Source organism: Rhodobacter viridis (assembly GCF_003217355.1).
Taxonomy (GTDB): Bacteria; Pseudomonadota; Alphaproteobacteria; order Rhodobacterales; family Rhodobacteraceae; genus Rhodobacter; species Rhodobacter viridis.
This window is the reverse complement of the sequence record NZ_QJTK01000002.1, coordinates 396,985-414,424: the sequence shown is the minus strand read 5'-3', so window position 1 is coordinate 414,424 and position 17,440 is coordinate 396,985. Positions and strand designations below refer to the sequence as shown.

Genomic DNA, 17,440 nt, shown 5'->3' with positions numbered 1-17,440 from the left:
ACAGCCCGTGCCAAGCGAAGGGAGAACGCAATGACACTTACGGTTGGGGAGAAACTTCCCGGCGCAACGCTTTTGAAGATCGGCGCCAACGGCCCCGAAGCGGTTGATCTGGCGGCGCTGACCAAGGGGCGCAAGTTGGTGATCTTTGCCGTTCCGGGCGCTTACACCGGTGTCTGCACGACCGCCCATGTGCCGAGCTTCATCCGCACCAAGCCGCAGTTCGACGCCAAGGGCGTGGACGAGATCGTCTGTGTCTCTGTCAACGACCCCTTCGTGATGGCCGCCTGGGGCGAAGCGACCGGGGCCACGGCTGCCGGCATCACGATGCTGGCCGATGCGGAAGCGAGCTTCACCAAGGCGATCGGAATGGCGTTTTCGGCGCCGCCCGTGGGCCTGATCGATCGCTCGGCCCGCTATGCGATGCTCGTCGAAGACGGCACCGTGAAGGTGCTGAACCGCGAGGAAAGCCCGGGCGTGTGTGAAATCTCGGCGGGCGAAGCCCTGCTTTCGGCGCTCTGACACCAAGGCGGCAAGGGCGTATTTGGGCCAAGAAGAAACACTGGTCTTCTTCTTGGCGAAAATACGCCCCTTTCCGCGGCCCGCGCGACCCGGGGGGATTTGCGTATTTGGACCAGGAAAAACCCGCTGCTTTTTCTTGGACTAAATACGCCCTGCTTCCCGATAGGGGCCAAGCTCTGCCAGTGCATCGGCTTCCTCGGCCACCGCCGCGCGCTCCTGTTCCAGATACTCGGCGACGGCGCGGCGGAAGCCGGGATGCGGGATGTGATGCACCGAATGCGTCACCACGGGCAGATAGCCGCGCGCCAGCTTGTGTTCGCCCTGCGCCCCGGCCTCGACCCGGGCGAAGCCTTCGGCAATCGCCCAGTCGACCGCCTGATGGTAGCACAGTTCGAAATGCAGGAAGGCGTGATCCTCGAGGCAGCCCCAATAGCGGCCGTAAAGCGTATCCCGCCCGATGAAATTGAGCGCCCCGGCCACAGCCCGGCCATCCCGCTCGGCCACGATCAAGAGCACCTCGTCGCGCATCGCATGCACCGCGTCAAAGAAGGCGCGGGTCAGATAGGGGCGGCCCCATTTCCGCGCCCCGGTGTCCTGATAAAAGGCCCACATCGCTTCCCAATGATGCTCCTCGATCGCCGCGCCGGTCAGCGCCCGGATCGTGCCGCCAAAAGCCTGCGCCCGCTCGCGTTCCTTGCGCAACGCCTTGCGCTTGCGCGAGGCAAGGGTGGCCAGAAACGCCTCGTAGCTGTCGTAGCCGCGGTTTTCCCAATGGAACTGCACGCCCATGCGATGCAGCCAGCCCTCGGAGGTTGCCGCCTCGGCCTCGGCCTCAGAGCAAAAGGTCAGATGCGCCGAGGAATGGCCGCCCCGCCGCGTCAGCTCTGCCATCGCCTGCAACAGCGCGGCCTGCCCGATGTCCTCCTGCCCCGGACGGCACAGAAGCCGCCGCCCGGTGACCGGGGTGAAGGGCACGGCGCCCTGAAGCTTCGGATAATAACTGCCGCCCGCCCGATGCCAGGCCTCGGCCCAGGCATGGTCGAAGACATATTCGCCCTGCGAATGGCTCTTGCGGTAAAAGGGGGCGACGGCGATCACCGCGCCCGCATGCCGGGCCACCAGATGATGCGGCGTCCAGCCGGTGCCGGGTCCGACCGAGCCCGAGTCTTCAAGCGCGCTCAGGAACCGATGCGTGGTGAAAGGGTCGCAGGGGCGGCCGCCCTCGGCGGTTTCGGGGCAGGCGCAGGCGTCCCAGTCTGCCGCCGGGATCGTTGAAAGGGCTGCAAGAACAGAAACTTCAACGCTTTCCAAAAAAGGGCCCCCCGCACCATTTCCCAGAAGGATGGGGCGCCGGGGGAAAGGGTCAAGCGGCGTAGCCCTCGAAGGTGATGTTTTGCGCGATCTTCCGCGCGTCGGCCTCGGCCTCGGGCGAGCGGATCGTCCAGCACAGGATCGCCGCCCCTTTGGCTTTCAGCTCGGCCACCCGGGCCGAGCCCAGATCGGCGGCCTCATGCGAGATGAACGAGGCCCCCACCCGCTCGAAATCAGGAATGCCCGCCAGATGCGCCCGCACAGTCGCGGGCAGAAGCGGCCAGTGATCGGCGTGATAGGCCGAGGTCGTCAGGCCGACCGGCACCCCGGGCGCCTCCAGATGGAAGGCGAGCACCGCATTCGGGTTGAAGGACATCACCGCCACCGGCCCGGCATAACCCGTCAGAACCCGCGCGGTGGCGGTCTCAAGCGGGCCGACATCCGGCCCCATCGCCCCATCCTGATCCTTGATCTCGATGAGCAGCGGCACCTGGCCATCGACGATCGCCAGGACCTCGGCCAAGGTCGGAATGCCCTCGTCGCCGCCCAAAAGCGGGATCTCGGACAGCTCCGCCGCCGTCAGGCCGCGCAGCCGACCGGGAACCCCGGTCAGCCGCCGCAGATCATAATCGTGAAACACCATCGGCACGCCATCGGCCGAGGGTTGCAGGTCGATCTCGATGCCGTAGCCCGCGGCCACCGCCGCCCGCACCGCAGCGCGGCTGTTCTCGGGCCGCCCGGCGGCCCGGTCATGCAACGCGCGATGCGCGATGGGGCGGGTCAGGAAGGCCGCAGGCAGGGGATGCATCATTCCACCTCGAAGATCGCCTCGATCTCGACCGCGACGCCGAAGGGCAGCGAAGCGGCAGACACGGCCGAGCGCGCATGACGGCCTGCCTCGCCAAAGACCTCGACCATGAGGTCCGAGCAGCCGTTCACCACCTTGGGCTGGTCGGTGAAATCAACCGTGGAATTGACGAAGCCCACGAGCTTCACCACCCGCTTCACCTTGTCCAGATCGCCCACCGCGGCCCGGGCCTGCGCGATCAGCGCGAGGCCGCACCGCCGCGCGGCGGCGGCGCCCTCTTCGACGCTCATGTCAGCGCCCAGCTTGCCCTTGATGAACCCGTCCGGCCCCGAGGAAACCTGACCCGAGACGAAGATCTGATTGCCGGTGCGCACGAAAGGCACGTAATTCGCCGCCGGGGCGGGGGCGTCGGGAAGCGTGATGTTGAGCGCGCTCAGACGGGCTTCGATTGCGGATGCCATGGGATCTTTGCCTTACCAGTTGATGTGATTGCGGAAGTCATCCAGCAAGCTGCGCCAGATGTCGATGGTGTCGGTGAAATTCTTTCCGCCCACGCCATCCTTGTCGAGGTTCACGTCATATTCGATCACCGCATTGCCGTCGCCGTCGACATAGGCGCGGCCAAAGCGGGCGTTCTTGTTCCAGCCGTTCAGCATCGCGTATTTCATCGGCTCTTCGGTCAGGAACACCGCCGAAAACGCGACCGAGGTGCAGTCGCGCGTCTGCGTGCAGCCATAGAAATAGACGTCGAATTTCGTGTCATCGACCTCGCTCGAGAGCATCGGATCGCCCTGATCGTCCCTGCCCGGATCGACCTTCAGACCGTAGTCCTGCAGGAAGGCGGCAACGACATCGGGATCGGCCATCACCTGCGCCTGCGCAGGCAGAGCCGCCAGAATTGCAGCGAAAGCGGGGACGAACGGACGGATCATCTGGGCCTCCTTTCGGCAAGGATTGTCCGATTGCCGGGTCTGCATCAAGCCCCGTCAGGCCACCAGCTGCTCGGCCTTCTTCAGATCGACCGAGACCAGTTGGCTGACGCCTTGTTCCTGCATCGTCACGCCGAAAAGCCGGTCCATCCGGCTCATCGTCACCGCATGGTGGGTGATGATCAGAAACCGCGTGTCGGTGCGGCGGGTCATTTCATCGAGCAGGTCACAGAACCGGGTGACGTTGGCATCGTCCAAGGGCGCATCCACCTCGTCGAGCACGCAGATCGGCGCCGGGTTGGCAAGGAAAACGGCAAAGATCAGCGCCATCGCGGTCAGCGTCTGCTCGCCGCCCGACAGCAGGCTGAGGGTGGAGAGCTTCTTGCCCGGCGGCTGGCACATGATCTCGAGCCCGGCTTCCAGCGGGTCATCGCTTTCGACCAGTTGCAGACTGGCCGAACCACCGCCGAAGAGGTGGGTGAAGAGCGTGCGGAAGCTTTCGTTGACCTGCTCGTAAGCCGTCAGCAACCGCTCGCGCCCCTCGCGGTTCAGCCCGGCGATGCCCGAGCGCAGCTTGCGGATCGCTTCCTCCAGATCGGTCTTTTCCTGCGCCAGCCCGTCATGTTCGCCCTGCACCTCGCGCAGGTCTTCCTCGGCGCGCAGGTTCACGGCGCCCAAGGCCTCGCGAGCGCGTTTGAGCCGCGCGACCTCGATTTCCAGCGCCTCGGCGGCGGGCATCTTCTCCGGGTCGACGTCGAGCGCATCGAACAAAGCCTGCGGCGTCAGATCCATCGCCTCCTCGATCCGCTCGGCGGCATGGGCCTGGGTTTCGCGGGCGGCATCAAGCCGCGCCTCGGCCCGGGCCTTGCCCTCGCGCGCCTCACCGGCGGCGCGTTCGGCATCGCGTTCCGCCATCTGCGCCTGACGCAAGGCGCCCTCCGCCTCGGCCAGCCGGTCCGAGGCTTTCGCGCGCCGTTCCTCGGCGGTCTCGATCGCGGAATTCAACTCGTCGCGCTTTGCCGCCAGTTCCTCGGGCGCGGCGGCGGCGTCTTCGAGTTCCCCCACCGCCTCCTCGCGCCGCGAGGCCAGTTCGGCGGACCGCTTCTCGGCCGTCTCCAACCGGTGCCGCCAGCCCGAAATTTCCTTGGTGATCTCCTGCCGCCGCCGCAGCCTTGCCTCGCCCTCGCGGCGGATCTCGTCATGCGCGGCGCGGCGGGTCAGCATCGTCACCCGCGCCGCTTCCACCGTCAGCTTGATCGCCTCGACGGCACCGCGCGCGGCGTCCAGATCGGGCAGCGCGGCCAGTTGCGCCTCGGCCTCGGCCAAAGCGAGCCGCGCCGATCCGGCCTCGTCGCCGTAACGCTTCACCGCCATCCGCGCCGCTTCGAGTTTGCCCGCGGAAATCGAACGATCCGCTTCGGCACGGCTGAGCGCCCGCCCCGCCTCGGCCAGCCGCGTATCGGCGGCGCGACGCGCATCGCGGGCGCGGGCGTCGGCGGCCGATGCCTCGGCCAGCGTCCGGCTCAAAGCCTCATGCGCCTGCCGCGCGCCATCGGCCCGGGCCGCGACCTCCTCGAGATCGCGCTTGAGTTCCACCAGACGGTTGAGCTGGCGCAGCCGCAGCGCAGCCGCCGTCGGCGCATCCTCGGCCCCGGCGCGAAAGCCGTCCCAGCGCCACAGGTCCCCGGCGAGCGACACCAGCCGCTGCCCCGGCGCAAGCGCGGGTTGCAGCCGCGCCCCCTCGGCTGCATCGGCCACAAGGCCGATCTGCGCGATGCGACGGCGCAGCACATCAGGCACGTCGACATGGGCAGAGAGCGGCTCGATCCCCGCGGGCAACGGCTGCACCACCGCGTAATCGGGCAGCACACCCCAGCCGGAGCGGGCCTCGGCCTCCACCTCCGGCGCGCGCAGATCATCGGCCAAGGCCGCGCCCAGAGCCGCCTCGTAGCCGCTTTTCACCCGCACCCGATCCAGAAGCTGATGCCCGCTCGCCGCCTCGCGTTCGACAAGCCGGGCCAAAGCCGCCACCTCGGCCCGCAGTGCGCCCGCCTCGCCCTCGGCCTCGGACCGCGCGGCGCGGGCGGTGCTTTCGCGCGCCTGCACGACGCCGCGGGCCTCATCCGCCGCAATCAGCGCTTCCTCGGCGGCTTCGGCCTGATCCTGCGCTTCTTCCTGCGCAGTCTGGGCGGCCTCGAACGCCTCCTCGGCGCGCTCCAGCGCCTCGGCCGCGGCCTCGGCGGCATCGGACGCCCGTTCCGCCTCCGCCTCGGCCTTGGCCACCGTCGCGCGGTTGTCCGACACGAGCCGCGTCACCGAGCCATGCCGCGCCGCCAGCCGGGCCACATCCTCGGTGCCTTCGCTCAGGTTCGCTTCCCGCTCGGCCAGAACCGCCGCCGCTTCGGCCGAAGCCTCGGAGGCCGCTTCCAGCTTGTCCTCGTGCCCCTCGGTGGCCTTGAGCAACTGGCCCATTTCCCAGTCGAGCCGGGCGATGGTTTCCCCCGCATCGCGATTCAGCCCGGCTTCGCGTTCCATGTCGCGATCGAGCTGCGCGATGCGCGACTTCAGACTGTCGATCCGCGCCGCCGCCTGCGCCTCGGCATCCGAGAGCGCGTCGCGTTGCAACACAAGCCGTTGCAGGATCGCCCCGGCAATCGCCTCTTCCTCGCGCAAGGGCGGCAGGGCATCTTCCTGCCCCGCCCGCGCCTTCGCCGCCGCGCGGGACGCCAATTCCGCCTGCGCCGCGCCCATCATCGCCGAGCGCAGCGCGTTCTCCGCCTCGGCCCGGGCCAGATCGGCCTCGCGCCAGCGCCGATAGAGAAGCATCCCCTCGGCATTGCGCAGATCATTGCCGATCTCGCGATACCGCACCGCCTGCCGCACCTGCCGGGCGAGCGCGGCCAACTGCCCGCCAAGCTGGTCAAGCACGTCATCGACGCGCGCCAGATTCTGCTCGGCCCCCGACAGTTTCAACTCCGCCTCGTGCCGGCGCTGATAAAGGCCCGAGATCCCCGCAGCCTCTTCCAGAATCCGGCGGCGGGCTTTCGGCTTGGCGTTGATCAGTTCCGAAATCTGCCCCTGCCGCACCAGCGCCGGGCTGTGCGCCCCGGTCGAGGCATCGGCGAACAGCATCTGCACATCCCGCGCGCGGACATCCTTGGTGTTGACCTTGTAGGCGGACCCGGCATCGCGGGTGATCCGGCGCACGATTTCCAGCGTGTCGGCCTCGTTGAAGCCCGACGGCGCCAGCCGTTCGCTGTTGTCGATCGACAGCGAGACTTCCGCAAAATGCCGCGCGCCGCGGGTGGCGGCGCCCGCGAAGATCACATCCTCCATCCCGCCGCCGCGCATCGCACTGGCGCGGGTTTCGCCCATCACCCAGCGCAAAGCTTCGAGCAGGTTCGACTTGCCGCAGCCGTTCGGACCCACGACGCCGGTCAGGCCGTCGTGGATCACAAGGTCGGTCGGATCGACGAAGCTCTTGAAGCCGTTCAGTCGCAGGCGGGTGAAACGCAAGGGGCACCGATTCCAGTTCAGGGGTCCGCCAGTGTCGGTTTTGCCACCGGGCAAGTCAACGCCACCGCCTCACGTTGCAGCGATCCCCCCGCGCTTATCCACAGGATCGGAGGCTTTTTGCTTGCATGGCGGGGTAACAGGCATAATCTGGTTCTAAATTCTGACCAATATCAAGGAAACATCCGATGGTTCCGGCTCTGGCGATCATTCTGGCGTGCCAATTGGCGGGCGAGGTGATCTCGCGTGCGGTGCATCTGCCGTTGCCGGGGCCGGTTCTGGGGATGCTGGGGATGGTGGCGGCGCTCACGGCCAGCGACCGGCTGCGCGAGATGATCCGACCCGTGGCGCAGGGGCTTTTGAACCATCTGTCGCTGCTTTTCGTGCCTGCGGGCGTGGGGGTGGTGGCGCATCTGCCGACGCTTGCCGCGCATGGTCCGGCGCTGGCGGTGGCGCTGGTGGCCTCGACGCTGCTGGCCATCGTCGTTGGCGCGGTGACCTTTACCCTTGTCGCGAAACTGGTGCGGAGCCTGCCCGATGAATGACGCGGCGCTGATCTGGTCCTATCTCGCCTCGCAACCTTTGTTGTGGCTGACGGCGACGCTCTTTGCCTATTGGGCGGGCGACAGTCTTTATCGGTTGGCGCGGCGCAATCCCGCGGCCAATCCGGTGATGCTGGCGGTGATCTTTCTGGCGGTGCTGCTGGGGATCACCGGCACGCCCTACAAGGATTATTTCGAGGGGGCGCAATTCGTCCATTTCATGCTGGGACCGGCGACGGTCTGTCTGGCCGTGCCGCTGCAGGCGAATCTGAAGGCGATCCGCAAGGCGCTGATCCCGATTGCGGCGGCGCTGCTGGCAGGGTCGTTCACCGCCATCGTCTCGGCGCTCGCGATTGCGAAGGCCCTAGGGGCCGAGGCGGGGCTTCTGGCGACGCTCGCGCCGAAATCGGCGACCGCGCCCGTGGCGATCGGCATTTCCGAGGCCTTGGGCGGGCAGCCGACGCTGACCGCGGTTCTGGTGCTGCTGACCGGCATGATCGGGGCGATTTTCGTGACGCCGATGATGAACGGGCTCGGCTTGAAGGACTGGCGTGCGCGCGGCTTTGCGACCGGGGTGGCCGCGCATGGGATCGGCACCGCGCGGGCCTTTCAGGTGCATGACACGGCGGGGGCTTTCGCCTCGATCGGGATGGGGCTGAATGCGGTGCTGACGGCATTTCTGGCGCCGCTTGTGCTGCCGTGGTTTTTGTGAGGGGTTATCCCTGACCGAGGCCATTGCCGAGGTCACGCGATACATTGGCCCCGTGACCGCCGAGTGCATCAAGCACTCGGCCAGCGCCCGCCCCGCCCATGGCGGGCGCTTTCGCGCCGCCGGGGCGGAGCGCTGGCCTCTGTCACGCTTGGGGATGCGGTCTTGCCGCAAAAGGGATCGCAACGGGCGGGGAAAAGCGGTGCTTTTCCTGATCCGCCCGAACCACCGTGTTGCTCAACCCTTGCTCGGCTTGTAGGGCGCCATGCCCGCCCGGGCCAGTTCATCCGCCCGTTCGTTTTCCGCATGCCCAGCGTGGCCCTTTATCCACTTCCAGACCACCTGATGGCGCGCCTGCGCCGCATCGAGCCGTTGCCACAGATCGACGTTCTTCACCGGCTTCTTGTCGGCGGTCTTCCAGCCGTTGCGTTTCCAGCCGTGCATCCAGGACTGGATGCCGTTCTTCACATAGGCCGAGTCGGTGGTGATCGTCAGCGCGGTCGGCCGCGTCAAAGCCTCCAGCGCCGAGATTGCCGCCATCAACTCCATGCGATTGTTGGTCGTGTCAGCCTCGCCGCCGCAGAGTTCCTTTTCCTTGACGATCGTGGCGCCGTCCATCGCGCGCATCAACACGCCCCAGCCCCCCGGCCCCGGGTTGCCGCTGCAGGCCCCGTCGGTCCATGCGTAAAGATCTGCCATCATGCGCGCTCGAACGCCAGCCGCAGGCCCAGCGCCGCGAAGGACGCCGCGAAAGCCCGCCGCATCCAGGCCATCACGGCCGGGCGGCTCAGGATCGCCTGCCGCCCCGAGGCGGCCAGCGCGGTGTAGCCAAGAAAGGTCAGGAAGGTCAGCACGGCAAAGACGACGCCCAGTTCCGCCATGACGTAAGGCCCGTCATTCACCGCCATGAATTGCGGCAGGAAGGCCACGAAGAACAGGGGCAGCTTCGGGTTCAGCAGGTTCAGCACGATGCCGCGCCAGACGAGGCGCCCGACCGACTGCGGCGCAGCGGCTTCAAGCGCCAGCCCGCCCGTGCCCTTCAGCGTGCCCCATGCCATGTAAAGCAGATAGGCCACGCCTGCATATTTGATCGACTGGAACAGCACGGCGGAGGTGTGCAGCACCGCGGCCAAGCCCGCGAGCGCGACGGCCAGATGCACCAGCGTCGCGATGGTGCACCCGAGCGAGGCCCAGAACCCCGCCCGGACCCCCTGCCCCAGCGTCGAGGACAAGGTGTAGACGACGCCGATCCCCGGAACCAGACAGACGATGAAAGCGGTCAGCAGGAACTCGGGCGTCATGGTACCTCAGGTGTCGTGGCGGAAGATCCGCGGGGTCTTGAACTCTATCCGCTCTTTCGCGGTCTCGACAAGCTCCACCGTCAGATCGTAGCGGTCACGGAAGGCCTCGATCACCTCGTCGACCAGCACCTCGGGGGCCGAGGCGCCCGCGGTCAGACCCACGCGGGTGATGCCCTCGAGCGCGTCCCATTTGATCTCGGAGGCGCGTTCGACCAGATGCGAGACCGCGCAACCTGCATTGCGACCGACTTCGACCAGACGCTTCGAGTTCGAGGAATTCGGCGCACCGATGACCAGCAAAGCCTCGATCTTTTCCGCGAGGATCTTCACCGCCGCCTGACGGTTGGTCGTGGCGTAACAGATGTCATCCTTGCCCGGCCCGACGAGCGAGGGGAACCGCGCCTGCAGCGCCGCCACCACCTCGGCCGTGTCATCGACCGACAGCGTCGTCTGGGTGATCCACGCCAGCTTGTCCGGGTCGCGCACCTCAAGCGTCGCCACATCGGCGGCGGTTTCGATCAGAAGCACCTCACCCTCGGGCAGCTGTCCCATGGTGCCGATCACCTCGGGGTGGCCGCGGTGACCGATCATGATGATCTGCAGACCTTCCTCGGCATGGCGTTCGGCTTCCAGATGCACCTTGGACACCAAGGGGCAGGTCGCATCGACATAGATCATGTTGCGCCGCTCGGCCTCGGCCGGGACGGTCTTCGGCACGCCATGCGCCGAAAAGATCACCGGCCGATCGACCGGGCATTCATCGAGCTCTTCCACGAAAACCGCGCCCTTGGCCGCGAGCGTGTCCACGACGAATTTGTTGTGGACGATCTCGTGGCGCACATAGACCGGTGCCCCCCATTTCTCGAGCGACATCTCGACGATCTTCACGGCCCGGTCGACGCCCGCGCAGAAGCCACGGGGGGCGGCAAGGTAAAGGGTAAGGGCAGGTTTCATGGTGCGCTCCGTATTCACGGGTCCAGAGGTAATGCCGCCGCGCCCCGCCGTAAAGTGCGACCCGTTTACTCCCAGCGCACCTCGCCCAGAAAGATGTAGCCCGCGCCGTAGATCGTCTTGATCAGACGCGGGTTCTTTGGATCTTCGCCAAGCTTCGTGCGCAGCCGCGAAATCCGCACATCCATCGCCCGATCGAAGCTTTCGCCCGCGGCGCCGCCCAGCGTCTCCTGCATTTGCGCCCGCGAAATCAGCCGGTTGGGGCTTTCAAGGAAAAGCCGCAGCACCTCTCCCTCGGCATGGGAAAAGGGCGTCTCGGCGCCGCTGTCATCAATCAGCACATACCGGTCGAAAGCGGCCTTCCACCCGGCAAAGACGGCGACCTGCGCCGCCGGTGCGGTGTCGGGACGCGGGCGGCGCAGACGGGCGCGGATGCGGGCCACCACCTCGGCCGGATCGAAGGGCTTGATGATATAGTCATCGGCGCCAAGTTCGAGGCCGGTCACCCGGTCCTGCACCTGCGCCCGCCCCGAGATGATGATGATCGCCGCCCCCGATTCGAGCGCCAGCCGATGCACCAGCGCCAGACCGTCGCGGTCGGGCAGGCCCAGATCGACAAGGCAAACATCGGGTTGGCAGCGCTTCAGCCCGGCCTCGAATTCCGTGGCGCGGGCGTAAGCGTTGGTGCGAAACCCGGCTTCCTCCAGCGCATCGACCAGCATGCGGCGGATCTCGGGTTCGTCGTCGAGAACGGTCACAAGGGGGGCTTGCGAAATGGTCATCGGCGCACTCCGGCAATCAGCGCGGCCAGTTCCGCCGCGACGAAGGGTTTTTGCAACACCGGGCAGGGCGCGGCGGCGCGCAGCCGACTGCCCGGCGGCAGCGAGGTCATCAGCAGCATCGGCACCCGCCCGGCCAGATGATGCGCAAGGTCGATCCCGGTGCCCTCGCCCGCGAGTTGGATATCGGACAGGACCAGCCCGATTTCCGGCAGATTGGAGAGCGCCTCGGCCTCTTCGACCGAGCCCGCCTCCAGCACCGAATGGCCCAGACCGCGAAGCATTTCGCGCACCGAAAGGCGGATATCCGGGTCATCCTCGACCAAGAGCACCAGCATCGGCGTCGCATCGGTTTCGGCCAGCCGCAGGGGCAGGCGCAGGGTCACGCAGGCGCCCGGTTCGCAATTCTCGATCCGCACCGTGCCGCCCGCCAGTTTCGTCTGGTCATAGACCATCGACAGCCCAAGCCCCGAGCCCTGCCCGCCCTTCGTGGTGAAGAACGGATCGAGAGCATGGGTCAGCGCCTCGGGCGAAAACCCCGGGCCGGTGTCGCTGACATGCACCTCGACCCAGGTATCCTGCACCGGATGCGCGGCAATGCGGATCGCCCCGCCGCGCGGCCCCATCGCATCGCGGGCGTTCAAGAGCAGATTGAGCAGGCTGTCCTGCAACGGCCCGGGGTCAAGGACCAAGGGCGCGTGCAACGCATCGACGTCGATATCGACCAGCACCGCGGGGCCAAGCGTCGGCGCCGCCATCGTCACCAGATCGGCAATCAACGCGGGCAGGTTCACCGCCTGCGGCCGCAACTCGCGCTTGCCGGAAATCGCGGCGATCCGGTCCAGAAGCGTCCCCCCGCGCCGCGCCGCCGAGAGCGTCGCCCGCACGACATCGCGCCCTTCCGAGGGCAGCCCGTCGATCCGCATCATCCGCCCCTGCAGGCCCAGAATGATCGTCAGAAGGTTGGCAAAATCATGCGCCATGCCCGAGGTGATCTGCGCCGCCAACTCGCGCTTGCTGGCCTGCGCCAGCGCCGTGCGGGCCTGCGTTTCCTCGGTCACGTCGGTGGACAGGATATAGACCCCCTGCACCCCGTTCCCCGCCCCCCGATCCGGCGTCAGCGCGATGCGGATGCGCCGCCCCGAGGGTTCGTGGGTGATCTCGAGCACATTCGCCTCACCGGCGAAGGCACGTTCGAACCCGGGCAAGATGCGGCGAAAGGTTTCCTCGCCCAGAACCTCGGCGGCGGTATGGCCCACAGGATCATCGAGCGAGCCGGGCATCACCGAGGTCACGCGGCGGTTCGAGAAGGTATAGACGAAATCCACCCCCATATGCGCGATATGGGCGGGCATCATCTCGGTCACCTGCCGGATGCGGGCGGCGGTGCGGCGCAGCTCACGCTGTGCTTCCTCCAGCGCCGCATTCGTCGCGGCCAGCTGCCGGTTCGCCGCCGCCAGCTGCTCGGCATGGGTCAGAACCTGTTCCGACAATTCCTCGGAGCGGGCATGCAGCAACGCCTCTTGCCGCTTCGTTTCGGTGATGTCGGTATAGACGGTGATCCAGCCACCCTCGGCCAAGGGGGCGCCTTCGACCGCGATGGTCCGGCCATTCGCGCGGGTGCGCTCCATGTAATGCGGCGCGAAATCCCGCGCCTGCTCGACCCGGGCGGCCACCCATGTCTCGATCTCGCCCACCTCGCCGTAATCGCCGCGCTCGGCCAGCCAGCGGATCGTGTCGGCAAAGGTCGTGCCCGGTTGCGTCAGATGCTCGGGCAGGTCGAACATCAGCTGATACTGCCGGTTCGAGACCGCCAGCCGCAGATCGCTGTCAAAGATCGACAGCGCCTGACCGATCAGGTTCAGCCCCGCCTGCGTCAGCCGTGCCCGCGTGTCCTCGGTCATCGCGTCCTCCCCCATCCCATCGCTAGCACCTTCTGCGCGCTTCGCAAGCTTCGGATTCAACCGGAAAGGATTCGCAAGATTTGGGCAAAAGTCCCGAAACTATTAACGGCAAGTTTCCAACCCAGAGGCCGCGCGGCGAGAGAGTCGCGGCTTTCGACGCCGGAGAGCCGGCGCAGGGGAGGACGCATGACAGATCAGGATCAGGGACCGGCCGCGCAGTCGATCCCGGCGCTCTTGGCGCTGAACGTCGAAAGGTATGGCAACCGTCCCGCCTATCGCGAGAAGGAATTCGGCATCTGGCAGGTCTGGACCTGGGCCGAAGCCGCCACGGAAATCCGGGCGATGGCGATGGGGTTCCTCAGCCTTGGCGTGGAACGGGGCGATCACATCGCGATCATCGGCCGCAACCGTCCGGCGCATTACTGGGCGATGGTGGCGGCGCAGATGTGCGGCGCGGTGCCGGTGCCGCTGTATCAGGACGCCGTGGCCGAGGAGATGGCCTATGTGCTCGATCACTGCGGCGCCCGTTTCGTGGTTTGCGGTGATCAGGAGCAGGTCGACAAGGTGGTGGAGGTCGAGGACCGCATCCACCACATCCAGCATGTGATGTATACCGACAAGCGCGGCATGCGGAAATACGACCATTCTCGCATGAACCATCTGGCCGACATCGTGGCCGAGGGGAAAGCCGGGCATTTCCGCTATGAAGGCGAGCTGGACAAGCGCATCGCCGAGCTGACCACCGACAGCACCTGCGTGATGCTCTACACCTCGGGCACCACCGGCAAGCCGAAGGGCGTGGTGCTGTCGAACCGCAACATCATCGAGACCGCCCGCGCCTCGGTCGCCTTCGATCATCTGGGCTGCGACGAGGACGTGCTGGCCTATCTGCCGATGGCCTGGGTCGGCGATTTCATCTTTTCCATCGGTCAGGCGATGGTGGCCGGGTTCTGCGTGAACTGCCCCGAAAGCCCGGCGACGATGATGACCGACCTGCGCGAAATCGGGCCGACCTATTTCTTCGCGCCGCCGCGGATCTTTGAAACGATGCTGACGAACGTGATGATCCGGATGGAGGACGCGGGCGATCTGAAGCATGGGATGTTCAAGCATTTCATGGAGTTCGCCAAGACCACCGGGGAAACCTACGGGATGCCGCGGTATCGGGTGAAGCGCTCGAAACCGACCTTGCGGCGGCGCTGGCGCTGGGCTTGGCGCTATGCGATGGGGATCGGCTTCTCGGTCGAGACGATGGTGGAAAACGCGGTGCGGCTGGCGATCGTGCGGCTGCGCCACCCGATGGAGCATCGCAAGCATTTCCACGCCCGCGGGCCTTTGCTGAACCTCTATCCGCAGCCCCTGCGCGATTACTTCGATTATCGCACTGGCGAGGTGACGATCTTTTCGCCGCTGAAAAACACGCTCGGCCTCAGCCGCGTGCGGGTGGCCTATACCGCAGGCGAAGCGATCGGTCCCGAGATCTTCGAATTCTACCGCTCGATGGGCATCAACCTGAAACAGCTTTACGGCCAGACCGAGGCCTCGGTTTTCATCACCCAGCAGCCCGACGGGCAGGTGCGGGCCGATACGGTGGGGGTGCCCAGCCCGGGCGTCGAGGTGAAGATCGGCGAGAATGGAGAGGTCTTCTATCGCTCGCCCGGAACCTTTGTCGAATATTTCAAGAATCCGGAAAGCACCGCCTCGACCAAGGATGCCGAGGGCTGGGTGGCCACGGGCGACGCCGGTTTCTTTGAACCGGGCACCGGGCATCTGCGCATCATCGACCGCGCGAAAGACGTGGGCAAGATGGCGGACGGACGGCTTTTCGCGCCGAAATACGTTGAAAACAAACTGAAGTTCTACCCCTCGATCCTCGAGGCGGTGGTCTTCGGCGGGGGCCGCGACCGCTGCACCGCCTTCATCAACATCGACCTGACCGCGGTCGGCAACTGGGCCGAGCGCAACAACATCGCCTATGCCTCCTATCAGGAACTGGCGGGCCATCCGCAGGTCTATCAGATGATCCGCGAGCACATCGACGCGGTGAACCGCTCGGTCGCGCAAGACCCGATGCTGTCGGGCTGCCAGATCCACCGCTTCCTGATCCTGCACAAGGAACTCGATGCCGATGACGGCGAGATGACCCGCACCCGCAAGGTCCGCCGCAATGTCATCGCCGAGAAATACGCCGATCTGATCGCCGCGCTCTATGACGGGCGCAGCAGCATCTACACCGAAACCGAGGTGACCTACGAAGACGGACGCAAGGGCGCGATCAAGGCCACGCTCCGCATCGAGGATGCCATCGTCGCGCCCGAGGCGCGCATCCACAAGGAGGCCGCGGAATGAAGGACACCGGCGCAGGCATCACCACGGCAGAGGGCGGCAGCGTCGGCCCGGTGCTGATGGAGTTGCGCAACATCACCCTGCGCTTCGGTGGGGTGGTGGCGATCAAGGACATTTCCTTCGATATCCGCGAGGGCGAGATCCGCGCGATCATCGGCCCGAACGGCGCGGGCAAGAGCTCGATGCTGAACGTGATCTCGGGCTTTTACGTGCCGACCGAGGGCGAAGTCTGGTTCCGCGGCGAAAAGCGCGGTCCGATGAAGCCCTATCAGGTGGCGCGTCTGGGCATCGCCCGCACCTTCCAGAACATCGCGCTCTTCGATGGCATGTCGGTTCTGGACAACATCATGACCGGGCGGCTGACCCTGATGCATTCGGGACTGCTCAGCCAGGCGATGTGGTGGGGCAAGGCCGCCGCCGAGGAAGATGAGCATCGCGAAAAAGTCGAAAAGATCATCGACTTCCTTGAAATCCAGAATATTCGGAAAACTCCGGTTGGGCGCCTGCCCTATGGGTTGAAGAAGCGGGTGGAACTGGCGCGGGCGCTTGCCGCCGAGCCGAAGATCCTGCTTCTGGACGAGCCGATGGCCGGGATGAACGTCGAGGAAAAAGAGGACATGTGCCGATTCATCCTCGATGTGAATGACGAATTCGGCACCACCACGGTTCTGATCGAACATGACATGGGCGTGGTGATGGATCTGTCGGATCGCGTCGTGGTGATGGATTACGGCCGCAAGATCGGCGACGGCCCGCCCGACGAGGTGCGCAACAATCAGGATGTGATCGACGCTTATCTGGGGGTGGCCCATGCTTGACCAGCTGACCTATGCCTCGGAGGCGGCGCTGAACGGCCTGATGGCCGGGGTGATGTATTCGCTCGTCGCCCTTGGCTTCGTCTTGATCTACAAATCTTCGGGCGTGTTCAACTACGCCCAAGGGGTAATGGCGCTTTTCGCGGCGCTGACGCTCGTCGGCATCCAGAAGGGCCAGGTGCCCTTTGCCCATCTGATCAACGCCGTCACCGGCGGCCATCTGGAGACCTTCGGCTGGCAGGTGCCCGCCGTGCTGGCCATCCTTTTGACCATCGTGGTGATGATCGGAATGGCGATCGTGATCGAGACGCTGGTGCTGAAGCATCTGGTCAATCAGGCGCCGATCATCCTCTTCATGGCGACGATCGGGCTGGCCTATTTCCTCGAGGGCTTCGGCGACGTGATGTGGGGCGCCGACATCAAGACGCTCGATGTCGGGCTGCCGCAGGGCATCAACGAAACGATCGAGAGCGTGACCGACACTTGGTTTGGCTACGGCTTCTTCATCGACAATCTCGACATCGTGGCGGCTATCGTTTCGGTCGCGCTGGTGACGGCGCTGACGCTCTTCAGCCAGTATTCGAAACAGGGCCGCGCACTGCGTGCCGTGGCTGACGACCATCAGGCGGCGCTCTCGGTCGGCATCTCGCTGCGCTTCATCTGGGTGCTGGTCTGGTCGATCGCAGGCTTCGTCGCGCTGGTCGCGGGGATCATGTGGGGCTCGAAATCCGGGGTGCAATTCTCGCTCTCGATGATCGCGCTGAAAGCCCTGCCGGTGCTGATGCTGGGCGGCTTCACCTCGATCCCCGGCGCCATCGTCGGCGGGCTGATCATCGGCATGGGCGAGAAGCTGTTCGAATTCTTCGTCGGGCCGCTGATCGGTGGCGCCACCGAAAACTGGTTCGCCTATGTGCTGGCGCTCTTTTTCCTCGTGTTCCGGCCGCAGGGCCTGTTCGGCGAGCGGATCATCGAGAGAGTGTAAACTAAAATGGACACTTTGACGCAGAAAACGG

The 17,440-nt window shown here is 66.0% G+C and carries 16 protein-coding genes; 6 read left to right on the top strand and 10 right to left on the bottom strand.

Features of this window, described 5'->3' with window-relative positions:
* The first annotated feature begins 30 nt into the window (after nucleotides 1-30).
* Nucleotides 31-519, top strand: coding sequence for a peroxiredoxin (locus C8J30_RS05265; RefSeq protein ID WP_110804665.1), 489 nt, complete (start codon nucleotides 31-33; stop codon nucleotides 517-519).
* Nucleotides 520-660: 141 nt separating this feature from the next.
* On the opposite strand, the gene C8J30_RS05260 is transcribed toward C8J30_RS05265, so the two are convergent.
* Genes C8J30_RS05260 through smc form a run of 5 tightly spaced genes read right to left on the bottom strand, consistent with a single transcriptional unit; the run spans nucleotide 661 to nucleotide 7,083 of the window.
* Nucleotides 661-1,830, bottom strand: coding sequence for a GNAT family N-acetyltransferase (locus tag C8J30_RS05260; RefSeq protein WP_110804664.1), 1,170 nt, complete (start codon nucleotides 1,828-1,830; stop codon nucleotides 661-663).
* Nucleotides 1,831-1,882: 52 nt separating this feature from the next.
* Entirely contained in the window at nucleotides 1,883-2,641 is a 759-nt protein-coding gene (locus C8J30_RS05255) for a glycerophosphodiester phosphodiesterase family protein (protein ID WP_181420779.1), read from the bottom strand.
* A complete protein-coding gene (locus tag C8J30_RS05250; protein WP_110804662.1) occupies nucleotides 2,638-3,099 on the bottom strand; it encodes a RidA family protein in 462 nt (153 codons plus the stop codon). The genes C8J30_RS05255 and C8J30_RS05250 overlap by 4 nt, the downstream gene beginning before the upstream one ends.
* A gap of 12 nt (nucleotides 3,100-3,111) precedes the next feature.
* Nucleotides 3,112-3,570, bottom strand: a complete 459-nt coding sequence (locus tag C8J30_RS05245; protein ID WP_181420778.1) for a YbjN domain-containing protein — start codon at nucleotides 3,568-3,570, stop codon at nucleotides 3,112-3,114.
* A gap of 54 nt (nucleotides 3,571-3,624) precedes the next feature.
* Nucleotides 3,625-7,083: a chromosome segregation protein SMC gene (smc, locus tag C8J30_RS05240; RefSeq protein WP_110804660.1), complete on the bottom strand. Its 3,459-nt coding sequence runs from the start codon at nucleotides 7,081-7,083 to the stop codon at nucleotides 3,625-3,627.
* A 185-nt stretch (nucleotides 7,084-7,268) separates the two neighbouring features.
* Between smc and C8J30_RS05235 the strand changes: the two genes are divergently transcribed.
* Both C8J30_RS05235 and C8J30_RS05230 read left to right on the top strand, forming a co-directional pair.
* Entirely contained in the window at nucleotides 7,269-7,625 is a 357-nt protein-coding gene (locus tag C8J30_RS05235) for a CidA/LrgA family protein (protein ID WP_110804659.1), read from the top strand.
* Nucleotides 7,618-8,334: an LrgB family protein gene (locus C8J30_RS05230; protein ID WP_110804658.1), complete on the top strand. Its 717-nt coding sequence runs from the start codon at nucleotides 7,618-7,620 to the stop codon at nucleotides 8,332-8,334. The genes C8J30_RS05235 and C8J30_RS05230 overlap by 8 nt, the downstream gene beginning before the upstream one ends.
* Before the next feature lie 234 nt (nucleotides 8,335-8,568).
* Here the strand turns inward: C8J30_RS05230 and rnhA are convergent, their stop codons facing one another.
* The 5 genes from rnhA to C8J30_RS05205 form a co-directional block, all read right to left on the bottom strand.
* Nucleotides 8,569-9,030 (bottom strand): ribonuclease HI, encoded by a 462-nt coding sequence (gene rnhA, locus C8J30_RS05225; protein ID WP_110804724.1) that lies wholly within the window; start codon nucleotides 9,028-9,030, stop codon nucleotides 8,569-8,571.
* Nucleotides 9,030-9,632, bottom strand: a complete 603-nt coding sequence (locus C8J30_RS05220; protein WP_110804657.1) for a LysE family translocator — start codon at nucleotides 9,630-9,632, stop codon at nucleotides 9,030-9,032. The genes rnhA and C8J30_RS05220 overlap by 1 nt, the downstream gene beginning before the upstream one ends.
* A gap of 6 nt (nucleotides 9,633-9,638) precedes the next feature.
* Nucleotides 9,639-10,586 carry a 4-hydroxy-3-methylbut-2-enyl diphosphate reductase gene (gene ispH, locus C8J30_RS05215; protein ID WP_110804656.1) on the bottom strand — a complete coding sequence of 316 codons (948 nt, stop codon included), beginning with the start codon at nucleotides 10,584-10,586 and terminating at the stop codon, nucleotides 9,639-9,641.
* A gap of 65 nt (nucleotides 10,587-10,651) precedes the next feature.
* Nucleotides 10,652-11,365: a response regulator transcription factor gene (locus C8J30_RS05210; RefSeq protein ID WP_394341909.1), complete on the bottom strand. Its 714-nt coding sequence runs from the start codon at nucleotides 11,363-11,365 to the stop codon at nucleotides 10,652-10,654.
* The gene (locus C8J30_RS05205) at nucleotides 11,362-13,266 is read right to left on the bottom strand and encodes a PAS-domain containing protein (protein WP_110804722.1); all 1,905 of its coding nucleotides are present in this window, start codon (nucleotides 13,264-13,266) and stop codon (nucleotides 11,362-11,364) included. The genes C8J30_RS05210 and C8J30_RS05205 overlap by 4 nt, the downstream gene beginning before the upstream one ends.
* Nucleotides 13,267-13,452: 186 nt before the next feature.
* Between C8J30_RS05205 and C8J30_RS05200 the strand changes: the two genes are divergently transcribed.
* The 3 genes from C8J30_RS05200 to C8J30_RS05190 are packed head-to-tail and all read left to right on the top strand — an operon-like array spanning nucleotide 13,453 to nucleotide 17,409.
* Complete coding sequence (locus C8J30_RS05200) at nucleotides 13,453-15,615, top strand: AMP-binding protein (RefSeq protein ID WP_110804655.1); 2,163 nt, start codon at nucleotides 13,453-13,455, stop codon at nucleotides 15,613-15,615.
* Entirely contained in the window at nucleotides 15,612-16,430 is an 819-nt protein-coding gene (locus C8J30_RS05195; RefSeq protein ID WP_110804654.1) for an ABC transporter ATP-binding protein, read from the top strand. Before C8J30_RS05200 ends, C8J30_RS05195 begins: the two co-directional genes overlap by 4 nt.
* Nucleotides 16,423-17,409, top strand: a complete 987-nt coding sequence (locus tag C8J30_RS05190) for a branched-chain amino acid ABC transporter permease (protein ID WP_110804653.1) — start codon at nucleotides 16,423-16,425, stop codon at nucleotides 17,407-17,409. The genes C8J30_RS05195 and C8J30_RS05190 overlap by 8 nt, the downstream gene beginning before the upstream one ends.
* Nucleotides 17,410-17,440: the final 31 nt, after the last annotated feature.